Genomic DNA, 17,911 nt, shown 5'->3' with positions numbered 1-17,911 from the left:
GGAGACATAATGCTGGTGTGAGTCTCAAAATTTAATGTGCTCGTACATAGTTTTATCTTAAAGGGGGTCATTAAAAGGTGTACTTTAAACCCACTCTGGCGATGGTTTGCTGATAGGTTTGGCTTTCAAGTTGAGACTTAAAGTCACCATGTTGCAACTCTGTCATCACTGACAAATTATCTAATAAGTGTAAGTCCCAGCTTGCTTCTATAACCTGCCTATTTTCATCTCTGTTACCTATATCCTGACCAGCCGGAAAGGTTTCCACTTCAACACTTTGATAATCTTTGTTTTGAAAACGTAAGCCAAACCCCACTTTAGAATCAAGGCCAAAAAGACTGAACTTATGGGTGATTTTAGTATGAATGCCAAGCCCTAAATAATCGAATTGACTATCCTGACCTTCTTCTTTTTCGGCACTTAAGCCAAGCATCAGCATAGTGTTGGCGCCGTTCATGAAGTGAAACACGTCAAGAGTTGCACCAAATCCACTCGCATCGCGATCGGATAGTTCAGCAAAAGATTTGTTTTTTAATTTAACACTAGTGCGCACATAGGTTTCGGGCTGAACAAAATACCCAAAGTAAAGACTCACTTGTTGGTAGTTTAGAAATGTTTTACCCGCTACAGAGGCAGAAGCGCCGTCAACACGTACGCCAATCTCACTGCTATTAAACTTATAACTACCATCTATGTTGAGTTGATGTAAGGCTAAATCATACTGTGAGAATTCATTGTATGACTTTTTATTGTAAGCATAGCTAGAAGATAGTTTTGTTTTATCCGTTACATGCCATTTACCCTTAACCACTCCATTAAATTCATAGCCACTATCACTTTGAGAAGATACATCATCCAACTCATCGACACTTAAAGCAGAGTTGGATATTAGTCCTGCGCCTACTTCACCATTGACTTTAAAACTGGATTGAGGTGTTGCCGATGCCAGTGAACTTGTTGTTAAAGCCACAATACATGTCATCTTTTCAAAAAATAATTTCATCTTAACCACCTATCCTATAGATATAAAAAAGAACGCCGGCGATAAGCCGGCGTAGGTTTGGGATTGAGTAAGCTTAAATACCTAAATCTAAGTCGCTGTTGATAGTATTTGCCACTTCAGTAACTGTCGCGTTGGCCACCTCGGCATTGATTTGTTCGGCAACCAAGGTATTAATTTGACTATTCATGGTTTGCACCACCGAGCTTTCAGCATTACTCGTAATACTATCTGCAATGGTTGTATTAACTGACTGCTCGATAACCTGAGTGGCCTGAGACGCGACATCTAAGCTAACCAATTGCTGCGCATTAGAGGATAGGCTGCTGGCAAAGTCTGTGGTGTTAGCAAGGGCAACTGCATTACTAAATTCAGGCGCATCAGGCATCTCACTGGGCGCGGTGTCTTGTGTGTCATCGGATTCGCTGATTGGTTCTGATGGTTCTGTCGGTTCTGTTGCAGGCATTGCTGGTAATTGAAGCTGCGACACAGTCGACAAACTGTTGGTGGCTATCACAGATGTTGACTGTGCTACCGAGCTGCCGAGACTGTTTGTGCTGTTTGCTACTACATCTCCATTTAGTTTGCTCATTTGAGTACTGGCTGTTTCTGTACTTTCATCTGCAGTAGATCCCACTTGCTGTTGCTCAGTGTTGGTGTCCGTGTTTGCCTGTCCGCTACTGTTTGCCTGTCCGTTAGCATTTGCTTGTGCATTGTTATTGCTTTGCGCCGAGGTATCAGATTCAGTTTCCGAATTGGCGCTTGCTTGGTCAGTATCAGTTTGCTCAGACAAGCTGGTTTGATTATTGAACTGAGTATTTTGACTCACTTGCAAATCAGCGGCAAAAACCGCGCTGCTATAATGAACCACACCCGCAATTACCATTAGGTTTACAATTTTATTTAGCTTAATCATCTTCGTTTCCTGTAGTTTTATGTAAGTGACACAGAGGTAACGGATCAAAGATGAATTTATTCCCTAAAAAGTTAATGAGTTTTAAAAAACTCATTAATTGAGGAAACGTGTTATTTATTAATGGGACTATTACTGCATAAATAAGCAACTAATAATTAAGAGGAGAATGCATGGGCTTAGCCCGTTTGACCCAACGTAAGCCAAAAATCAAAATAAAAAAGCGCTCTTCGCCAAGTTATTTACCAATACCCCTATCATAGCTTCACAGCAAATGGCTGATGATTAAGTTCAAGTTAGACCAAGTCAAAAAGTTGTCATATTACTTTAATTACATATGAATCCCTTGCATGCCTATGATTTTAATAAGGTATTTTAGGTTGGCACAAACTGTGATGAACACGAGTAATGTCAGAAATCACAATCAATGATGTTACTCGTGTCTATGTTTAGTTCTACGCAAATAATTATTAATTCTTTGCATATTCCCCTTCTGCAAAAATCTAAAAAGAGCGTTTTAGCTAGCAGCCCTGTACTTGACTACCTATTGCCAGAATTATCTATTTGGCAAACAGGTGAGGTTAGGCAGGGGCAAATATTAGAAAATATTGACGACTACATGTTAGAAGAAACCAGACTGATACTAAAACGAGTGCACTTATTGTGTGCCAACTTAGCGTTACCCGACGCCACAAGGTTTAACATTAAACTACAGACTTCTAGCACTAGTGATATTTTGCTGATAACCGGGGCGTTTAAAGAAAAGTCACAACTAACCAAGCTGCTAAATCAGGATAGCTGGTTAACAAGTACGTTTAATTGGTTGTGTCCAAACTACAATGCACTAGCGCATTCTCAAGAATTGAATTCGTTTTCGCACGCTTATGAAAAAAATCGCCAACAAGCGTTACATCAGTACAGACACTTTGGCCAAAATGAACAAGGGATGCGCTGTTATTTAGCCTGTAATGTACAGGAAGGTGAACCTAGATTAAGTTGGCGCCTTGAGTCGCCCAAGACAGTTTATATTCTGAAAGAGTTACAAAGCTAAGTCCAATGTTATAGCTTTTTGAGGAATTTTACGCAGACAACTATCATCATTTAATAATAATTTATCAGAGATATTTCGTTTCGCTATGCTGCGCAGCTTTGGTTACTATGTTACTTAACCAAATCATTGAATGATGTGCAGCTCGCATAAGTTCACAGTTAAAAAGGTCCAAAATGCATCAGTAAGTGTGCCCAAATGAAATAATATGGACACTGTTAACTATTCACTTGGGCAAGCCATCTACTGATTATTGATTCATCATATTGAAAGACCAAATATGGCGCTTAATGGAATTACGCCAAACAGAAATTAAGACTAGTGCTCAAAACCTATACTCTTAGATTCTGTAGATGATAAAGGGGTTAAAAAACTATGGGACCGCATTGGATTTTTTCTGCGAGACAAGCCAGCTAGCTGCTGTAATTGCACTGAATACAATTTGTATATTCCGGTTATTGTGCACTCAGTATATTTGTCTCCGACTCTGACAATTTTATCACTATCAACTTTAATAACACCTTTATCCTCTGCTAAAAGGATTACCTTTTTGGCCCAGAAAATATTATGACAATCATCTGGCTTGGTCAGAAAATAAGACTTACCGTTTTGTATTGTAAGGGCAAGATGTTGGTCACTCAATACAATAAGCTCATAACCTAGCACCGAGTCAATGTTCTCCATTGGAGCCAAATTTTGATCGGCGATAAAGCTATAAATACGGCTTTCATAATTATTTATATTGCTGCAACCAACTAAACAGGTTGCAGCAATAGCAAACATACTGAACATATATTTTTTCATTTGCTTTCCACAACGTCCGTTTCTGTATAATAAATAACCACAAAACTATAACTGACAACACAAGTTAGGACAAATTTATTCGCAACATCAATGTGAATTCTAGCTTTATTGTCTAGCATTTCACGGCGATACCCGTCGTGATTTCAGGATGAATTATCATGGCTATATCGGTAAGTAGTTAATATTAAGCACAGAAGATCTTAACTTCAATAGCCGTTAGCCGGTTTGATGTGTCTAAAAAGCCATGCCCCTGTGCCCCATTTCCATCAAGCGACTATAGGTTCGGCGAAACTCAAAGGTCAAAGCGCCTTCTTTATAAAGCTCGGATAAGGGAACATCCGAGCTTAAAAACAAGGTGACATTTTGGTCGTACAATTCATCAATCAGGCTGATAAACCGTCTGGCACTATCATCATTGCTGGCATAAGACACAACTCGTTCTCCAGTACTAGTGGCCTGATTGGCACCGACTCCATCCTCTGTGCCACGAGCCTTGATCCAGCCGCGCACTTCACCGCCTAGGTAGGGCACATCGCTGAGCATTACAGTGTTAAAACGATTAGCAATGTCCATGTAATCTAACTGCGAGCGATAGCCAGCACACAATACATTAAAATCGAACCAAGCTACTTTGTTGGATTGGTCAGACTTCGTAGCTCTGATCACAGGAATATCTCGATGGCAGATGGTTAAACTACTGGTATGGATATCTTTGGGGGAAATTGTTTGAGTTAACCCCATAAAGATAGCGTCAAAATCAATTTCGCCCTTGATACCCATATTCAGTGATGAAGGGGGTGATGAGGCTCTAGTGGCAGGCGTATTTATCTCTACTTTGGTTAAATGCAGCCGGTGATCTCGCTTACCATTTAGATGCAGCATCTCGGTATGTTGTTGCAACAAAGCAATACAAGGCAAAAATTTGTGCCGAGCTAAACCGTTTTTGTATAAATCTTTGATTGGCATATTTGATGTCGCAATCAACACCACCCCTTGTTTAAACAAACATTCAAATAAGCCGGCTAAAATCATCGCATCGGCAATGTCTGAGACAAAAAACTCATCGAAACATAACACTCTACATGTTTTCGCCAGATCATTAGCAATCCGAACTAACGGGTCTTCTTCACCTGAATGTTCGTTCAGTTCTTGATGAATACGCGCCATAAAACGATGAAAATGCAGCCTCAGCTTGCCCTCATCGGGCAGGCAATCATAAAACAAGTCCATCAAATAGGTTTTACCTCGCCCCACATCACCCCAGAGGTATAACCCCTTGATAGGCGAACACGATGGTGCTTGACGGTTTGTTAAATGGCTAAATAGGACATCTAAGGCATGTATTGCAGCTTGTTGAGATGGGTCGTCAACAAGCTTATCAGCCAATTGTGATTGGTACACTTTAAGGGGAGATTGATTTGTTAGTGATACAATAATGCTTGAGCCTTCAGGCAGGGTGAATAATTCAAATTTGTCACTAAAGCTCAGATAATCACTGTAGTGATTTATAGTGTCTAGGCCAAGTGAAATCGATACGTTATGAGTTTAATCTAACTCATCTCTTGCCATTCAACTACTCTAATTGCACATGATACGCTTGCCTTAAATGCAATTTATTGCAGTGCTTCAAAAAGTATATGACAAAGACAGACAGCTTAATTAATGTAAGTTTACCATGGCTGTCTCTGTAAATATCTTCAATTCAGTTCCGCACTGTTGAGTAGACTAGTCCTGTTGATCAATGATCCCGCGAACCCTGTCTATAAATTCAAAACGTTGTTTATTGAGTTCAGCTTCAGTAGCATTTTCCCAATTACCATTTAGGGTAACAACAAGTTGCCTTTTGGGGTCAATAAAAATAGTTTGCCCAAAAATACCCCGCGCAGTAAAGCTGCCATCGTCGAATGTCCACCATTGATAACCGTATCCTTTGCCGGAACTGCCAATATCAGCTTGTTTACTGGTAGCCATTTCAAACCAACCATCGGGCAAAGTGGCGGTCCCCTTTATTTTGCCATCCTCCAATACAAAAAGACCATATCGAGCAAAATCACGCAAACTTGCCTGAATACAACAACCGGAAATCTCTGACTCATCGGGGCTTAGCAGCCAACTTGCTTGGTTTTCCATACCAAAGGGTTTCCAAATTTTTTCGGTCAAATAGTGTGACAGGGTCTGTCCCGTCGCCTCGCCTACCAAAATCCCAATAAGATTAGTTTCTCCGGTGGAGTACTGCCACTGCTCCCCAGCAGGATAGGCTCTAGGCAACTTTTTCATGTAACTCACGATGCTGGGAAGACCGTCGTTCGCAACATGATTATTGAATTTTGCTACATCAGATTGTGGATCAAAATAGTCTTCATTCCACTTAACCCCAGATGTCATAGTGAGCAACTGCTCTATTGTGACAGCATCATAGGCCGAATCTTTCAGACCTTCGATATAGTCTGAAACACTGTCGTTTAAACTCTTGATATAACCTTCCTTTAAAGCAATACCCACCAGACTCGAGGTCAAGGATTTAGCGACTGAAAAACTGGTCCAACGTTTCTGTGGCGAAAGCCCAATGCCATATCGCTCATAGCGAATATTGCCTTTATGCAGAATGAGTGCGCCAGCCAAATGCTGTTTGGCAAAAAAATCATCCATATCCATATCAAATACTAACGGCTCGCCTTCAGGTAACTCCCTGACTATTGAACTAGGCTCTATAGGGTTCGATTTAATCAATAATGGTAATTTATCCATCATTTTAAAACCTGCATCACGCTGACTTTGGGACCAAAACAAAATATTGGTGTCTCGGGGGGCGTCAGACAAAAGCGCACGCCAATCCGCTCCAATCGACCACCATCCGATACTACCTAAGACGCCTAGAGTTATACCTGTAACGCCGATCCATTTAATTATTTTGCTCATATAGGTTTGTCTTTTTTGTTGGCGAGATGAAGAATACGACACTAACAATTAGCGGTAAAATATCCTCTCGGTTTTGAGAGCCTGTAAAATGAACTGCAATATTTAAATGCCGTCACATTTATTAGGATGATTTATAAGCTGTTACGTCCAAGATAACAAAACCTAGAAAAATAAACGATGTATTTGAGAAGAGGTATATTATTAATGAGTAGACATAAAAAGCTCTATTCAAACTTCTCACTCCCCAGCGACCACTTTGTAAAAACGGGTCAAATCATAAAAATAAGAGAAAATAAGAGAAAATAAGAGAAAATAAGAGAAAATAATCCTTATCGTAAGTCATAAGCAATACAAATAAAGACAATGGTAAAATAGAAATAAAACAAAAAATGATTAAAGGGCCTAACCATTGGATGAACAAAATGGGGGGACTTTTAAATATAACTAAACTGTCAAACTATCAGCAAACCTTCACACTTTCGTTGCCGATTAAGAATGAGGAAGATGTAATGGCAACGCTACAGATAGAGCCATATTCTGCTACTGCACATTAAGCAAGCCGCTTCAAAATACAGACTATTTGTAATAGTCTGTATTTTGAAATAATGCTCCTCACTCTCACAAGGCCATAAATGGAATTGAGTAAACGACAGCTTTTAATTACCAGTGGCGCTGCCTTAGCAGCATTACCCCTTAGTTACAGTGCAATCGCTTCCCCACTGGCTACTACGAGGAGTGTCGCAAATATTACCTTAAAAAGCTTGACTGAAAATGTCACACCTATCTCAGTAAAAGAACGCCAAGACCGTATTGCTAAAGCACAACAACTCATGAAACAACACAACATTGCAGCCATGATTTTAGAGCCTGGTGCGGCCATGGATTATTTTAGTGGCATTCAGTGGTGGCGAAGTGAAAGGCTCACCGCGGTGGTGGTCCCTAAAGAAGGCGAAATAGCCGTTATCTGCCCGTTTTTTGAAGAGCCGAGTATTCGTGAAACTCTTGCAGTAGGTGAGGACGTGCGCGTCTGGCAAGAGCACGAAAGCCCCTTTGAGCGAGTCAAACAGATCCTTAACGACAGAAAAATCAATCAAGGCACACTTGCCTTTGAGGACTCAGTCAGATATTTCGTACAGCGCGGGATCATGTCGTTATTACCCAAGATGCAAGATGTCAGTGCCGAGCCAGTAACTTTAGGCTGTCGCATGTTTAAAGATAAGCACGAACTCCAGCTGATGCACAAAGCCAATGAAATCACCCTTACCGCTTATGTTCATGTTTGGTCAAAACTTGAATTAGGTATGAGTCAGACGGATGTGAAAAGTTTAATGTCATCAGCTCAATCTGCTTTGGGAGGCAGTGATATCTGGAATATGGCATTGTTTAATGAAGCCAGCGCTTACCCGCATGGCACCAATCAACAACAAACTATCCGCGAGGGATCAATAGTGTTGATGGATTGTGGTTGCAGTGTGCAAGGCTATCAATCTGATATTAGCCGTACTTTTGTGTTTGGTGAGCCTAGTAAAAAACAACAAAGAATTTGGAATACAGTTAGACAAGGCCAACGCATCGCTTTTGAAACTGCCACCCTTGGCACACCTGCTGGTAAAGTAGATGACGCGGTACGCGCCTATTACGTCAAACAGGGTTTAAGGCCAGATTACACATTACCAGGGCTGTCACACAGAACAGGTCACGGCATAGGCATGCAGGGCCACGAACCCGTAAACTTTGTGCATGGCGAAGCTGAAACGCTAAAACCTGGCATGTGCTTCTCGAATGAACCTGGCATTTACCTACCCGGTGAATTTGGCGTGCGTTTAGAAGATTGTGTGTATATAACCGATAAAGGTATTCAATGGTTTACTATACCACCAGATTCAATCACTTCACCTATTGGCAAAATTGCCGCATTACCCGCTTAATTTAGAACAATAAGAGAACATTCATGTTTAATAACGTTTTAGTCGCATTTACTTTCGCAGCCATTAGCTGGAATACCTTTGCAGACGCCAACAAAGATCTTTCTAATATCATCGACCAACATTGGCAAAACGCAGAAAAAGAAAAGGTATTTTTCCGCACCGATCCAGATGGTTGGAAACCTAATGGCAAACTGGCCGAATTTACACCACAAGCCCTAGCTAGGCGAAAAGCTTATAATATTCAGGTATTAGCCACCCTTGGCGAAGTTGATGAAACAGCCCTAAGCGAAAAGCAGTTAATGAATTACCGTTTATTCAAATATGAACGAAAAACAGAAGCCCAAAGTCACCAATATCAAGACAAGTATTTTCCGGTTAATTTTTTAAGTGGTTGGCACACATACTTTGCTGAAGCACCTGCCAATATGGCATTTTTAACAAGTAACGATTACGACAATTTTTTAATCAGTTTGGCCGACTACCCTCGCTTTAACCAAGAGAACATCAACTTGATGCAAGCGGGTTTAACTGACGGTTATGTGCATCACTGTGAAAGTTTTAAAAATTACCATCAAACTATCAGCGCACACATAGTCAAAAACCCCAAAGACAGTGCGTTGTTTGAACCTTTCACCCGCTTCCCTAGTATTTTTAGCCCGCAACAGAAAAGCATTTATAGTGCAAAAGCGATAGAGTTAATCACATCGGCAGTGGTCCCAGCCTATCAGAATTTTTACGATTTTTTTGTTAACGACTATATGCCTAACTGTCGTAAAGAACCGGGTATTTCCAGTATCAAAGGTGGTGCAGATTATTACGCATACACAGCTAACTACTACACCACAACCGATGCCACACCCCAACAAATCCATGATTTGGGTTTAAGCGAAGTGAAGCGAATTCGTGTTGAAATGCAGGCAATTATTGATCGGGTAGGCTTCACAGGCAGTTACGCTGAATTTTTGAAGTTTTTGGCGACCGACCCGCAGTTTTATGCAGCAGACCGACAAGATGTTCTCGAAAAAACCGCCTTTATCACCATGAAAATGTATGGCAAATTACCTACATTTTTTGGTCACCTTCCCCGTAATACCTTCACAATTAAAGGTTCAGCTTCTAGAGGCGCATTTTATATGCCGCCACCAGACAATCGCACACCTGGCACTTATTTTTTAACCTCTGAACCAAAACAACAACCACTTTATAACCTAGAAGCGCTCAGCCTTCACGAAGCAGTACCTGGGCATCATCTTCAAAATGCCATAGCGATGGAATTAGATGTCCCCGAATTTAGGCGCACCCTGAGTCATTCAGCCTTTGGCGAAGGCTGGGGCTTATATTCGGAGCGTTTAGGCAAAGAAGCGGGATTCTACCAAGACCCCTATAGCGACTTTGGTCGCTTAGGTTACGAAATGTGGCGCGCCGTGCGTCTAGTGGTCGACACAGGCATTCATGCTTTTGGTTGGACCCGCCAGCAAGCCATCGATTATTTAGCCCAGCACACTGCGCTGACACAAAAATCAGTAGAGAACCAAATTGATCGCTACATCTCATGGCCGGGTCAAGCGTTGTCATACAAAATGGGTGAAATCAAAATTCGTGAATTGCGAGCCAAGGCTGAACAAACATTAGGTGAAAGGTTCGATATTCGTAACTTTCACGATACTGTCATTGGGCAAGGTTCATTGCCGATGGCTGTGCTTGAAGATGTGATAGACGATTGGATAATCGCTCAAAAAGTGAAATGAAAATGTCGAAATCACTTTCAGTTATTCCAAGCAAACGCACTGAAGACTGGTGGCAATTGCGCCACCAGCAAAAACTCGAAGAGTTACAGGAAATCAACAAATCCATCGACATTTTATTCCTTGGCGACTCCATCACCCATGCTTGGGAAGTAGAAGGCGAGAAATATTGGCAACAACATTTTGCACATCGCAGAGCATTTAATCTGGGTTTTGCGGGTGACAGAACAGAACACTTGTTGTGGCGTTTGCAAAACGGTGCAGTAAAAGGCTTATCTCCCCAATGGGTAATTTTGTTAATTGGTACTAATAACGCTGGGCATAGACTTGATGCACCAGAAGACATAGCGACAGGTGTTCAAACAATATTAGATGAAATACAGCTGCAGTTACCTACAAGTAAAATACTGCTTATGGCGTTATTCCCCCGAAGTCGAAATACCAATAAACCTATGCGTCAGCGGGTGAATGCTAGCAACGCCCTGATAAAAACATTCGCCGATGGCAAACAAATACATTGGTTAGATATCAACCACCAATTTCTGACTGAGAATGGCGTATTACTAGAATCGGTTATGCCTGACTTACTGCATCCTAATGCCACTCAATATCATAAATGGGGTCATTCTATTTTATCCTATATCGAGCATAACTAAGTCCCTCTAATATCCCAACTGTGTGAAATCTTACGTTTATGTAACGACTTGTTACGTATTCGATTCAAATAACTGTTCTTAGCCTCTTGAGTGCTTCTCAGACAATGCAATACACTGTTTCTATAAATATAAAAAATAAAAAACAACGGCAGAGGAAACAATAATGGAAAGACGCGATTTTATAAAAATCGGAGGTGTAGGTGTGGGCGCATTAATGCTGCCCATAACTGGCATCGCAATTTCAGCAGAGCAAATGTTAGATAAACCCATGGACGTAGCCTATAAAAAGAAACTAGCAGATATTGCTCTTAATGCAGCTAAATCGGCTGGAGCAAGCTATGCAGATGCGCGTATTGGCCGCTATCTAAATCAATTTGTGACCACCCGTGAAACCCGTGTCGACAATATTGTGAATACTGAGTCAGCAGGTATTGGGGTGCGCGTAATCGCAAATGGTACTTGGGGTTTTGCCTCTACTTCAAATATGACCCCAGACAGCGTGGCTAAGACAGCCGAACGTGCAGTCGCCGTAGCTAAAGCCAACTCTAAATTTCAGACAATGCCGGTTAAGCTCGCGCCCGTTAAAGGTGTGGGTGAAGTGAGTTGGCAAACACCTATCACGAAAAACGCGATGGAAGTGCCCATAAAAGACAAAGCTGATTTGTTGCTCGCAGCTAACGCAGCTGCAATGGATAATGGTGCTAACTACATTACCTCCATGTTATTTTTAGTCAACGAACAAAAATATTTTGCCTCAACAGACGGCTCTTATATTGATCAAGATGTGCACCGCTTATGGGCACCGTTTTATGCCACTGGCATAGGTAAAGATGGCTTTAAACAACGCAACGGTTTAGGCAATCCTGTGGGCATGGGCTTTGAATATTTAGATGGTCTTGAGAAAGATAAAATCAAAATTACCGGCGCTAACGTGGGGTATAACAACTCCTATGACTTGGTTGAAGATGCGGCTGCTGCAGGTAAACAACTGAAAGCAAAACTGAAAGCAAAATCAGTTGAGCCGGGCAAATACGATTTAGTATTAGACCCTGCTCACCTTATGTTAACCATTCATGAATCGGTTGGGCATCCCTTAGAACTCGATAGAGTATTAGGTTACGAAGCCAATTATGCAGGCACCAGTTTTGCGACCTTAGATAAATGGAAAAGTGGTAAATTTCAATACGGTTCTGATAGGGTTAACTTGTTTGCAGATAAAACTCAACCTTATTCATTAGGCAATGTTGGCTATGATGATGAGGGTGTTAAAACCAAGGACTGGGACTTAGTCAAAGACGGGATCTTAGTTAACTACCAAGCCACCCGCGATCAAGTTCATATGATTGACCAAAACGAATCACATGGTTGTAGTTACTCCCAAAGCTGGCGTGATGTGCAATTTCAGCGGATGCCCAATGTATCTTTAAAACCTAATGAAAAAGACATTTCAGCTGAAGATGTAATCAAAGACGTCGAAAATGGTATTTATATCGCCGGACGTGGGTCGTTCTCGATCGATCAACAAAGGTACAACTTCCAATTTGGTGGGCAACTGTTTTACGAAATCAAAGATGGAAAAATTACTGATCAGATTGAAGATGTGGCTTATCAGTCCAACACCCAAGAATTTTGGAACAGTTGCACCCAAATGGCCGGCAAGTCAGATTATCGAGTGGGTGGTTCGTTCTTCGATGGTAAAGGTCAACCTTCACAGGTTAGCGCGGTTTCTCATGGGTGTCCGACTACGAGATTCAACAACATTAACGTCATCAACACTGCGCGTAATGTGTAAGTCGGTAACCCTTTAGAAGGAATTCAAATTATGACTATTTTATCTGAAAAAAACGCCAAAGAGTTACTGACCAAAGTCTTAAAATACTCTAAAGCTGACGAAATTGAATGTAACTTAGATGGCAGCATAGGCGGCAACATTCGTTATGCCAGAAATACAGTCTCTACAGCTGGCGAAGAAAGCGATCTGGTGCTAGCAGTGCAATCCACTTTTGGTAAAAAAACAGGTACCGCGACTATCAACGAGTTTGACGATGCATCACTTGAAAAAGTAGTGCGCCGCTCTGAGGAGTTAGCCAAACTGGCACCTGAAAACGAAGAGTATATGCCTTTATTTGGACCACAAAAATATGCGCCTTCTAAAACTTATTTTGAGTCAACAGCGAATGTCACCCCTGAAAATAGAGCGCAAGCTGCCGAAGACAGCATAGTGCCGTCGAAAAAGAACAAGCTGGTTGCTGCAGGCTTTTTAGAAGAGTTTGTGACGTTTAGCGCCATAATAAATAACAAGGGTTTATTCGCATATAATAAATCTACAGATGTAGACTTTTCTGTGACTATTCGCACCGAAGACGGAAAAGGCTCTGGTTGGGTCACACGTAACTTTAGCGATTATTCATTATTAGACACCGCTAAAGCGTCGAGCATTGCCATTCAAAAGTCCAAAGGTTCGGTGGATGCCAAAGCGATGGAGCCCGGCAAATACACCGTTATTTTAGAACCTGCAGCCAGCGTTGGATTATTAGGCAATATGGTACGTAATTTTGCTCAAAGAGGCGCGGATGAAGGACGTAGCTTTTTAAGTTACAAACTCAAAGAAGGTGAGGATGCCCAAGAGGCACCTAAAAATAAATTAGGCCAAAAAATGTTTGATGAAAGAGTCAACATTTACACTGACCCGAGCCACCCTATTGCTCCAGCAGCCCCTTTTTCGGGAGATGGTTACCCGCGTAATCGCACCGATTGGATAAAAAACGGTACAGTTGTCAACATGCCTAACTCTCCTTATTGGGCCAAGAAAACCGGTGTCGCTTACGTGCCTAGTGGTGGCAATATCATTATGGATGGAGGCAACGAATCATTAGAAGAGATGATTAAAAATACCCGCAGGGGCATCTTGGTGACGCGCCTTTGGTATATTCGCTCACTGGATCCACAAACCCTGCTATATACCGGGTTAACCCGCGATGGCACGTTCTATATCGAAAATGGCAAAATAAAATATCCGATTAAGAACTTCCGTTTTAATGAAAGTCCGATAGTGATGTTAAACAATATAGAAGCATTAGGTAAACCTGAACGTATCGACGGCAATATGATCCCGCCGATGAAAATCAGAGACTTTACCTTCAGCAGTTTATCTGACGCGGTGTAAGCATCTTGCCATAAGCTAACGTCTTTAGTTTATGGCTTATCGCTCACATTTTATCCATATGGATCGCCGTCATTTCATACTTTCTAGTTGCGCTGTTGCTGTTTGTGGGGCATTGCCATGTGCCGTGTCTGCTCGAAATAGTGAATACGACTTTTACTTTACCCGCTTGAGTTACGAATCAGGTAATTGGGAAGTAGATGAACGTATGCCCGCAAATGTACTTAATTCATTAATTGAGTACACCAGTTTGCGAGTAGACTTGCAGGAGCGAGTGATACCGCTGTCTGATCCTAGTATGTTAAGCGCGCCCTTTTGTTATATGGCAGGGCACAGATTAGTGCAGTTTAACTTGCAAGAAAGACAAAACTTTCAGCGTTATGTTGAAAATGGAGGTTTTGTTTTTGTAGACGACTGTAATCACGATATTGACGGCATGTTTGCCAAAACGTTTGAAGCACAAATGGCAAATATGTTTGGCCCAGAGGCGCTAAAAAAGATTCCTAATGACCATCCACTATATTCTTCTTTTTTTGAATTTGACGGGCCACCACGCACCTCAGTTGAGCTAAATGGTTGGGGCGACGATTTGGTTCACGAATACCTCAAAGCTATCGAAATAAATGGCAGAATAGCCGTGTTATACAGCAATAAAGACTTAGGCTGTGAATGGGATTACGATTTTAGAAACAAACGCTGGCTAAAAATAGACAACACCAAGTTTGCAGTCAACATTGTCATATATGCAATGACGGCTTAAGAGAAAAAGAGAAAAGAGAAGAGAGAAGAGAGAAGAGAAGAGAAGAGAAGAGAAAACCAAAACAAAGACAAAGACAAAGATTTTACACCACCGGAGGAAGAAGAGGTCACAGAGGAAAAGAACAGGAAAGTATAATGATACGAAATAACATCATTGGATTTAACTATCTTTGCTTTTCTCGGTGCAGCGAAGCCTCTTTTTCCTCGGTGGTGCAAAAAATCTTTTAGTTTTAGTTTGTTGCCTTTTTTTTCATTACATTATTAAGAGTAAAAATGAATAGACAGAATTTATCCGAACATTTAGAAACAAACGCTGGCTAAAAATAGACAACACCAAGTTTGCAGTCAACATTGTCATATATGCAATGACGGCTTAAAAGAAAAGATAAAACCAAAACAAAGACAAAGATTTTACACCACCGAGGAAGAAGAGGACACAGAGGAAAAGAACGGGAAAGTATAATGATACGAAATAACATCATTGGATTTAACTATCTTTGCTTTTCTCGGTGCAGCGAAGCCTCTTTTTCCTCGGTGGTGCAAAAAATCTTTTAGTTTTAGTTTGTTGCCTTTTTTTTCATTACATTATTAAGAGTAAACATGAGTAGACAGAATTTATCCGAACATTTAGAAACAAACGCTGGCTAAAAATAGACAACACCAAGTTTGCAGTCAACATTGTCATATATGCAATGACGGCTTAAGAGAAAAGAGAAGAGAAGAGAAAACCAAAACAAAGACAAAGACAAAGACAAAGACAAAGACAAAGACAAATATTTTACACCACCGAGGAAGAAGAGGTCACAGAGGAAAAGAACAGGAAAGTATAATGATACGAAATAACATCATTGGATTTAACTATCTTTGCTTTTCTCGGTGCAGCGAAGCCTCTTTTTCCTCGGTGGTGCAAAAAATCTTTTAGTTTTAGTTTTAGTTTGTTGCCTTTTTTTTCATTACATTATTAAGAGTAAACATGAGTAGACAGAATTTATCCGAACAAGACGTTCTTGTATTACTGGACAAACTGGCTCTGGTTGAGCATGAAGTTGGCAAAGTGATTGTTGGACAAAAAGAGGTGATCCAGCAATTGTTGATCAGTATGTTAGCTGGCGGACATTGTTTGTTAGAAGGTGTGCCAGGACTAGCTAAAACACTTATGGTCAATGCATTGGCAGAAACGCTCGAGCTGGGCTTTAAACGCGTGCAGTTTACGCCAGATTTAATGCCCAGTGATATTATCGGTACCGAAATATTGGAAACCGATCATGAGTCAGGGGAGCGTTTTTTTAAGTTTCAGCAAGGCCCCGTTTTTACCAACATTCTGTTAGCCGACGAAATCAATCGTACTCCGCCTAAAACTCAAGCAGCGCTGCTGGAAGCCATGCAAGAAAAGAGCATTAGTTACGCGGGAACCAGTTACGCCTTACCTAAACCGTTTTTTGTATTGGCCACCCAAAACCCAGTTGAGCAAGCAGGTACTTATCCTTTACCAGAGGCACAACTTGATCGATTTTTAATGTTTATAAAAGTCGATTATCCTTCTGAATCAGAAGAAATAGAGATTTTGCGACGTACCACGGGTAATACCCAAGCCAAAATAAATGCGGTACTCAATGCTCAACAGATTATCAGCTTGCAACATGTAGTCAGAGATATAGAAATATCCGAACCGCTACTGGTATACATCAATCAACTCGTCCGTAATACACGCCCTGGCAATAGTCAGTCATCAGCTGTTAATAAATACGTGCGATGGGGAGCAGGGCCTCGTGCAGGTCAAGCAATGGTGTTGTGTGCCAAAGCTAATGCGTTACTGTCAAAACGCTTTGCCGTTACCATGAATGATATCAAACAGGTGGCCCATGGGGTGTTAAGACATCGACTGTTATTGAGCTTTCAAGCAGAAGCGCAGAATATATCCAGCGATGATGTAGTAGATAGTTTATTAAAAGATTTAGCACAACCAGCCAGTCCTTTTGGCGCTTCTTCCCATTCTTCCCCATTGTCCCCTGCTGTTTAACATGTTAAAAAGCGTATAGCATGCAACCACTTATTGACCCACTTGTACTCGCCAGTATCAAAGATATGCCTTTGGTAGCAAAGACGGTTGCCGAAGGCTTATTGCACGGATTACATGACAGTGTGCAGCGCGGTACAGGCCTAGAGTTCAGCCAGTATCGCGCCTATGAACCTGGCGATGCTCTTGGCAATATTGATTGGAAGTTATTTGCTCGTTCAGACCGATATTTTGTGCGAGAAGCTGAGCGTGAAAGCAATATCAATATTTGGCTAGTGTTAGATGCCAGTGCATCTATGTTGCAACGATCGTCTGACACTGACTCTAAATCTAATAAAGGCTGGCATAAGTTTGATTATGCTAAACACCTGTTAGCTACTATCGCTTACATCGCACACAAACAGAGTGATGCTGTCGGTTTATTGGGTCTGTCGAGTGAGAGCCTGCACTTTTTGCCCGCTTTAACCGGTAAACAACACTGGCAAAAATTGCTGCTGCAACTCAGTCAGATGTCTACCGGTTCAGTTTTCCCTTCGCCGCAGATTTTACAACGTCATTTAAGCCGCATGCAATCTAATAGTCTTATTTTCGTACTCAGTGACTTTTATCAAAAAGGCCATGAAATTAGCGACTTTATGCAAAGTGTAGTTAGCAAACGAACCGAGGTCATTGCAGTACAATTAGAAAGTGATGATGAACTCAATTTCCCCTATAAAGGGCAAATTCGCTTCGAGGACAGAGAAAGTAAGCAGCAAATTTTAGTGTCTGCAGACGATGTAAAAGCTGACTACCTGCTAGCAAGGCAAACATGGCAAAAAGCGCTGATAAAGACTTTTAACCAGCTCAACGTTCAGCACTGTATCGCCAACATTGACCAGCCATTAGACTCAACATTACACCGGTTTTTAGCAGCAAGGCAAAAATTGCGATGAACAGATGTTATCTGTGGGCTAGCAATA

Annotated in this window: 14 protein-coding genes and 2 pseudogenes; 11 read left to right on the top strand and 5 right to left on the bottom strand. The window is 41.3% G+C overall.

Going from position 1 to position 17,911, the window contains the following annotated elements:
* Positions 1-70 precede the first annotated feature (70 nt).
* On the bottom strand, positions 71-1,003 hold the full coding sequence (locus tag C427_RS03980) for a TonB-dependent receptor (RefSeq protein WP_007640191.1): 933 nt from the start codon (positions 1,001-1,003) through the stop codon (positions 71-73).
* Positions 1,004-1,076: 73 nt separating this feature from the next.
* Complete coding sequence (locus C427_RS03975; protein ID WP_007640189.1) at positions 1,077-1,916, bottom strand: hypothetical protein; 840 nt, start codon at positions 1,914-1,916, stop codon at positions 1,077-1,079.
* Between the two features lie 424 nt (positions 1,917-2,340).
* Here C427_RS03975 and C427_RS03970 point away from each other — a divergent pair, with 424 nt between their 5' ends.
* Positions 2,341-2,964: a hypothetical protein gene (locus C427_RS03970; RefSeq protein WP_015430438.1), complete on the top strand. Its 624-nt coding sequence runs from the start codon at positions 2,341-2,343 to the stop codon at positions 2,962-2,964.
* A 315-nt stretch (positions 2,965-3,279) separates the two neighbouring features.
* On the opposite strand, the gene C427_RS03965 is transcribed toward C427_RS03970, so the two are convergent.
* From C427_RS03965 to C427_RS03955, 3 genes are all read right to left on the bottom strand, one after another.
* A complete protein-coding gene (locus C427_RS03965) occupies positions 3,280-3,765 on the bottom strand; it encodes a DUF6491 family protein (RefSeq protein WP_007640178.1) in 486 nt (161 codons plus the stop codon).
* A 234-nt stretch (positions 3,766-3,999) separates the two neighbouring features.
* Complete coding sequence (gene zapE / locus C427_RS03960) at positions 4,000-5,220, bottom strand: cell division protein ZapE (RefSeq protein ID WP_264369944.1); 1,221 nt, start codon at positions 5,218-5,220, stop codon at positions 4,000-4,002.
* Between the two features lie 270 nt (positions 5,221-5,490).
* Positions 5,491-6,684: a serine hydrolase domain-containing protein gene (locus tag C427_RS03955; protein ID WP_007640174.1), complete on the bottom strand. Its 1,194-nt coding sequence runs from the start codon at positions 6,682-6,684 to the stop codon at positions 5,491-5,493.
* Between the two features lie 632 nt (positions 6,685-7,316).
* Between C427_RS03955 and C427_RS03950 the strand changes: the two genes are divergently transcribed.
* From C427_RS03950 to C427_RS03915, 10 genes and pseudogenes are all read left to right on the top strand, one after another.
* Positions 7,317-8,612: a M24 family metallopeptidase gene (locus C427_RS03950; RefSeq protein ID WP_007640171.1), complete on the top strand. Its 1,296-nt coding sequence runs from the start codon at positions 7,317-7,319 to the stop codon at positions 8,610-8,612.
* 23 nt (positions 8,613-8,635) lie between these two features.
* Positions 8,636-10,360 (top strand): DUF885 domain-containing protein, encoded by a 1,725-nt coding sequence (locus C427_RS03945; protein ID WP_007640170.1) that lies wholly within the window; start codon positions 8,636-8,638, stop codon positions 10,358-10,360.
* 2 nt (positions 10,361-10,362) lie between these two features.
* On the top strand, positions 10,363-11,013 hold the full coding sequence (locus C427_RS03940) for a GDSL-type esterase/lipase family protein (RefSeq protein ID WP_226991209.1): 651 nt from the start codon (positions 10,363-10,365) through the stop codon (positions 11,011-11,013).
* 163 nt (positions 11,014-11,176) lie between these two features.
* Positions 11,177-12,805 (top strand): TldD/PmbA family protein, encoded by a 1,629-nt coding sequence (locus C427_RS03935; RefSeq protein WP_007640168.1) that lies wholly within the window; start codon positions 11,177-11,179, stop codon positions 12,803-12,805.
* 30 nt (positions 12,806-12,835) lie between these two features.
* A complete protein-coding gene (locus C427_RS03930; RefSeq protein WP_007640167.1) occupies positions 12,836-14,179 on the top strand; it encodes a TldD/PmbA family protein in 1,344 nt (447 codons plus the stop codon).
* Between the two features lie 31 nt (positions 14,180-14,210).
* Positions 14,211-14,936 (top strand): DUF4159 domain-containing protein, encoded by a 726-nt coding sequence (locus C427_RS03925; RefSeq protein WP_007640166.1) that lies wholly within the window; start codon positions 14,211-14,213, stop codon positions 14,934-14,936.
* Positions 14,937-15,234: 298 nt separating this feature from the next.
* Positions 15,235-15,312: pseudogene (locus C427_RS27020) on the top strand (DUF4159 domain-containing protein); the annotation flags it as partial.
* A gap of 249 nt (positions 15,313-15,561) precedes the next feature.
* Positions 15,562-15,639: pseudogene (locus tag C427_RS27015) on the top strand (DUF4159 domain-containing protein); the annotation flags it as partial.
* Between the two features lie 269 nt (positions 15,640-15,908).
* Complete coding sequence (locus C427_RS03920) at positions 15,909-16,955, top strand: AAA family ATPase (protein WP_007640855.1); 1,047 nt, start codon at positions 15,909-15,911, stop codon at positions 16,953-16,955.
* Positions 16,956-16,975: 20 nt separating this feature from the next.
* The gene (locus C427_RS03915; RefSeq protein WP_007640854.1) at positions 16,976-17,884 is read left to right on the top strand and encodes a DUF58 domain-containing protein; all 909 of its coding nucleotides are present in this window, start codon (positions 16,976-16,978) and stop codon (positions 17,882-17,884) included.
* The last annotated feature ends 27 nt before the right edge of the window (positions 17,885-17,911 follow it).

The organism is Paraglaciecola psychrophila 170 (assembly GCF_000347635.1).
GTDB lineage: Bacteria > Pseudomonadota > Gammaproteobacteria > Enterobacterales > Alteromonadaceae > Paraglaciecola > Paraglaciecola psychrophila.
Note: the sequence above shows the minus strand (reverse complement) of the source record. Positions and strands in the feature narration are given on the sequence as shown.

Coding starts and splice junctions, on each gene's coding strand:
- C427_RS03965 (WP_007640178.1), bottom strand. CDS start 3,765: ATGAAAAAATATATGTTCAGTATGTTTGCTATTGCTGCAACCTGTTTA.
- C427_RS03955 (WP_007640174.1), bottom strand. CDS start 6,684: ATGAGCAAAATAATTAAATGGATCGGCGTTACAGGTATAACTCTAGGC.
- C427_RS03915 (WP_007640854.1), top strand. CDS start 16,976: ATGCAACCACTTATTGACCCACTTGTACTCGCCAGTATCAAAGATATG.
- C427_RS03980 (WP_007640191.1), bottom strand. CDS start 1,003: ATGAAATTATTTTTTGAAAAGATGACATGTATTGTGGCTTTAACAACA.
- C427_RS03925 (WP_007640166.1), top strand. CDS start 14,211: ATGGCTTATCGCTCACATTTTATCCATATGGATCGCCGTCATTTCATA.
- C427_RS03920 (WP_007640855.1), top strand. CDS start 15,909: ATGAGTAGACAGAATTTATCCGAACAAGACGTTCTTGTATTACTGGAC.
- C427_RS03975 (WP_007640189.1), bottom strand. CDS start 1,916: ATGATTAAGCTAAATAAAATTGTAAACCTAATGGTAATTGCGGGTGTG.
- C427_RS03930 (WP_007640167.1), top strand. CDS start 12,836: ATGACTATTTTATCTGAAAAAAACGCCAAAGAGTTACTGACCAAAGTC.
- C427_RS03940 (WP_226991209.1), top strand. CDS start 10,363: ATGTCGAAATCACTTTCAGTTATTCCAAGCAAACGCACTGAAGACTGG.
- C427_RS03945 (WP_007640170.1), top strand. CDS start 8,636: ATGTTTAATAACGTTTTAGTCGCATTTACTTTCGCAGCCATTAGCTGG.
- C427_RS03970 (WP_015430438.1), top strand. CDS start 2,341: ATGATGTTACTCGTGTCTATGTTTAGTTCTACGCAAATAATTATTAAT.
- C427_RS03935 (WP_007640168.1), top strand. CDS start 11,177: ATGGAAAGACGCGATTTTATAAAAATCGGAGGTGTAGGTGTGGGCGCA.
- C427_RS03950 (WP_007640171.1), top strand. CDS start 7,317: ATGGAATTGAGTAAACGACAGCTTTTAATTACCAGTGGCGCTGCCTTA.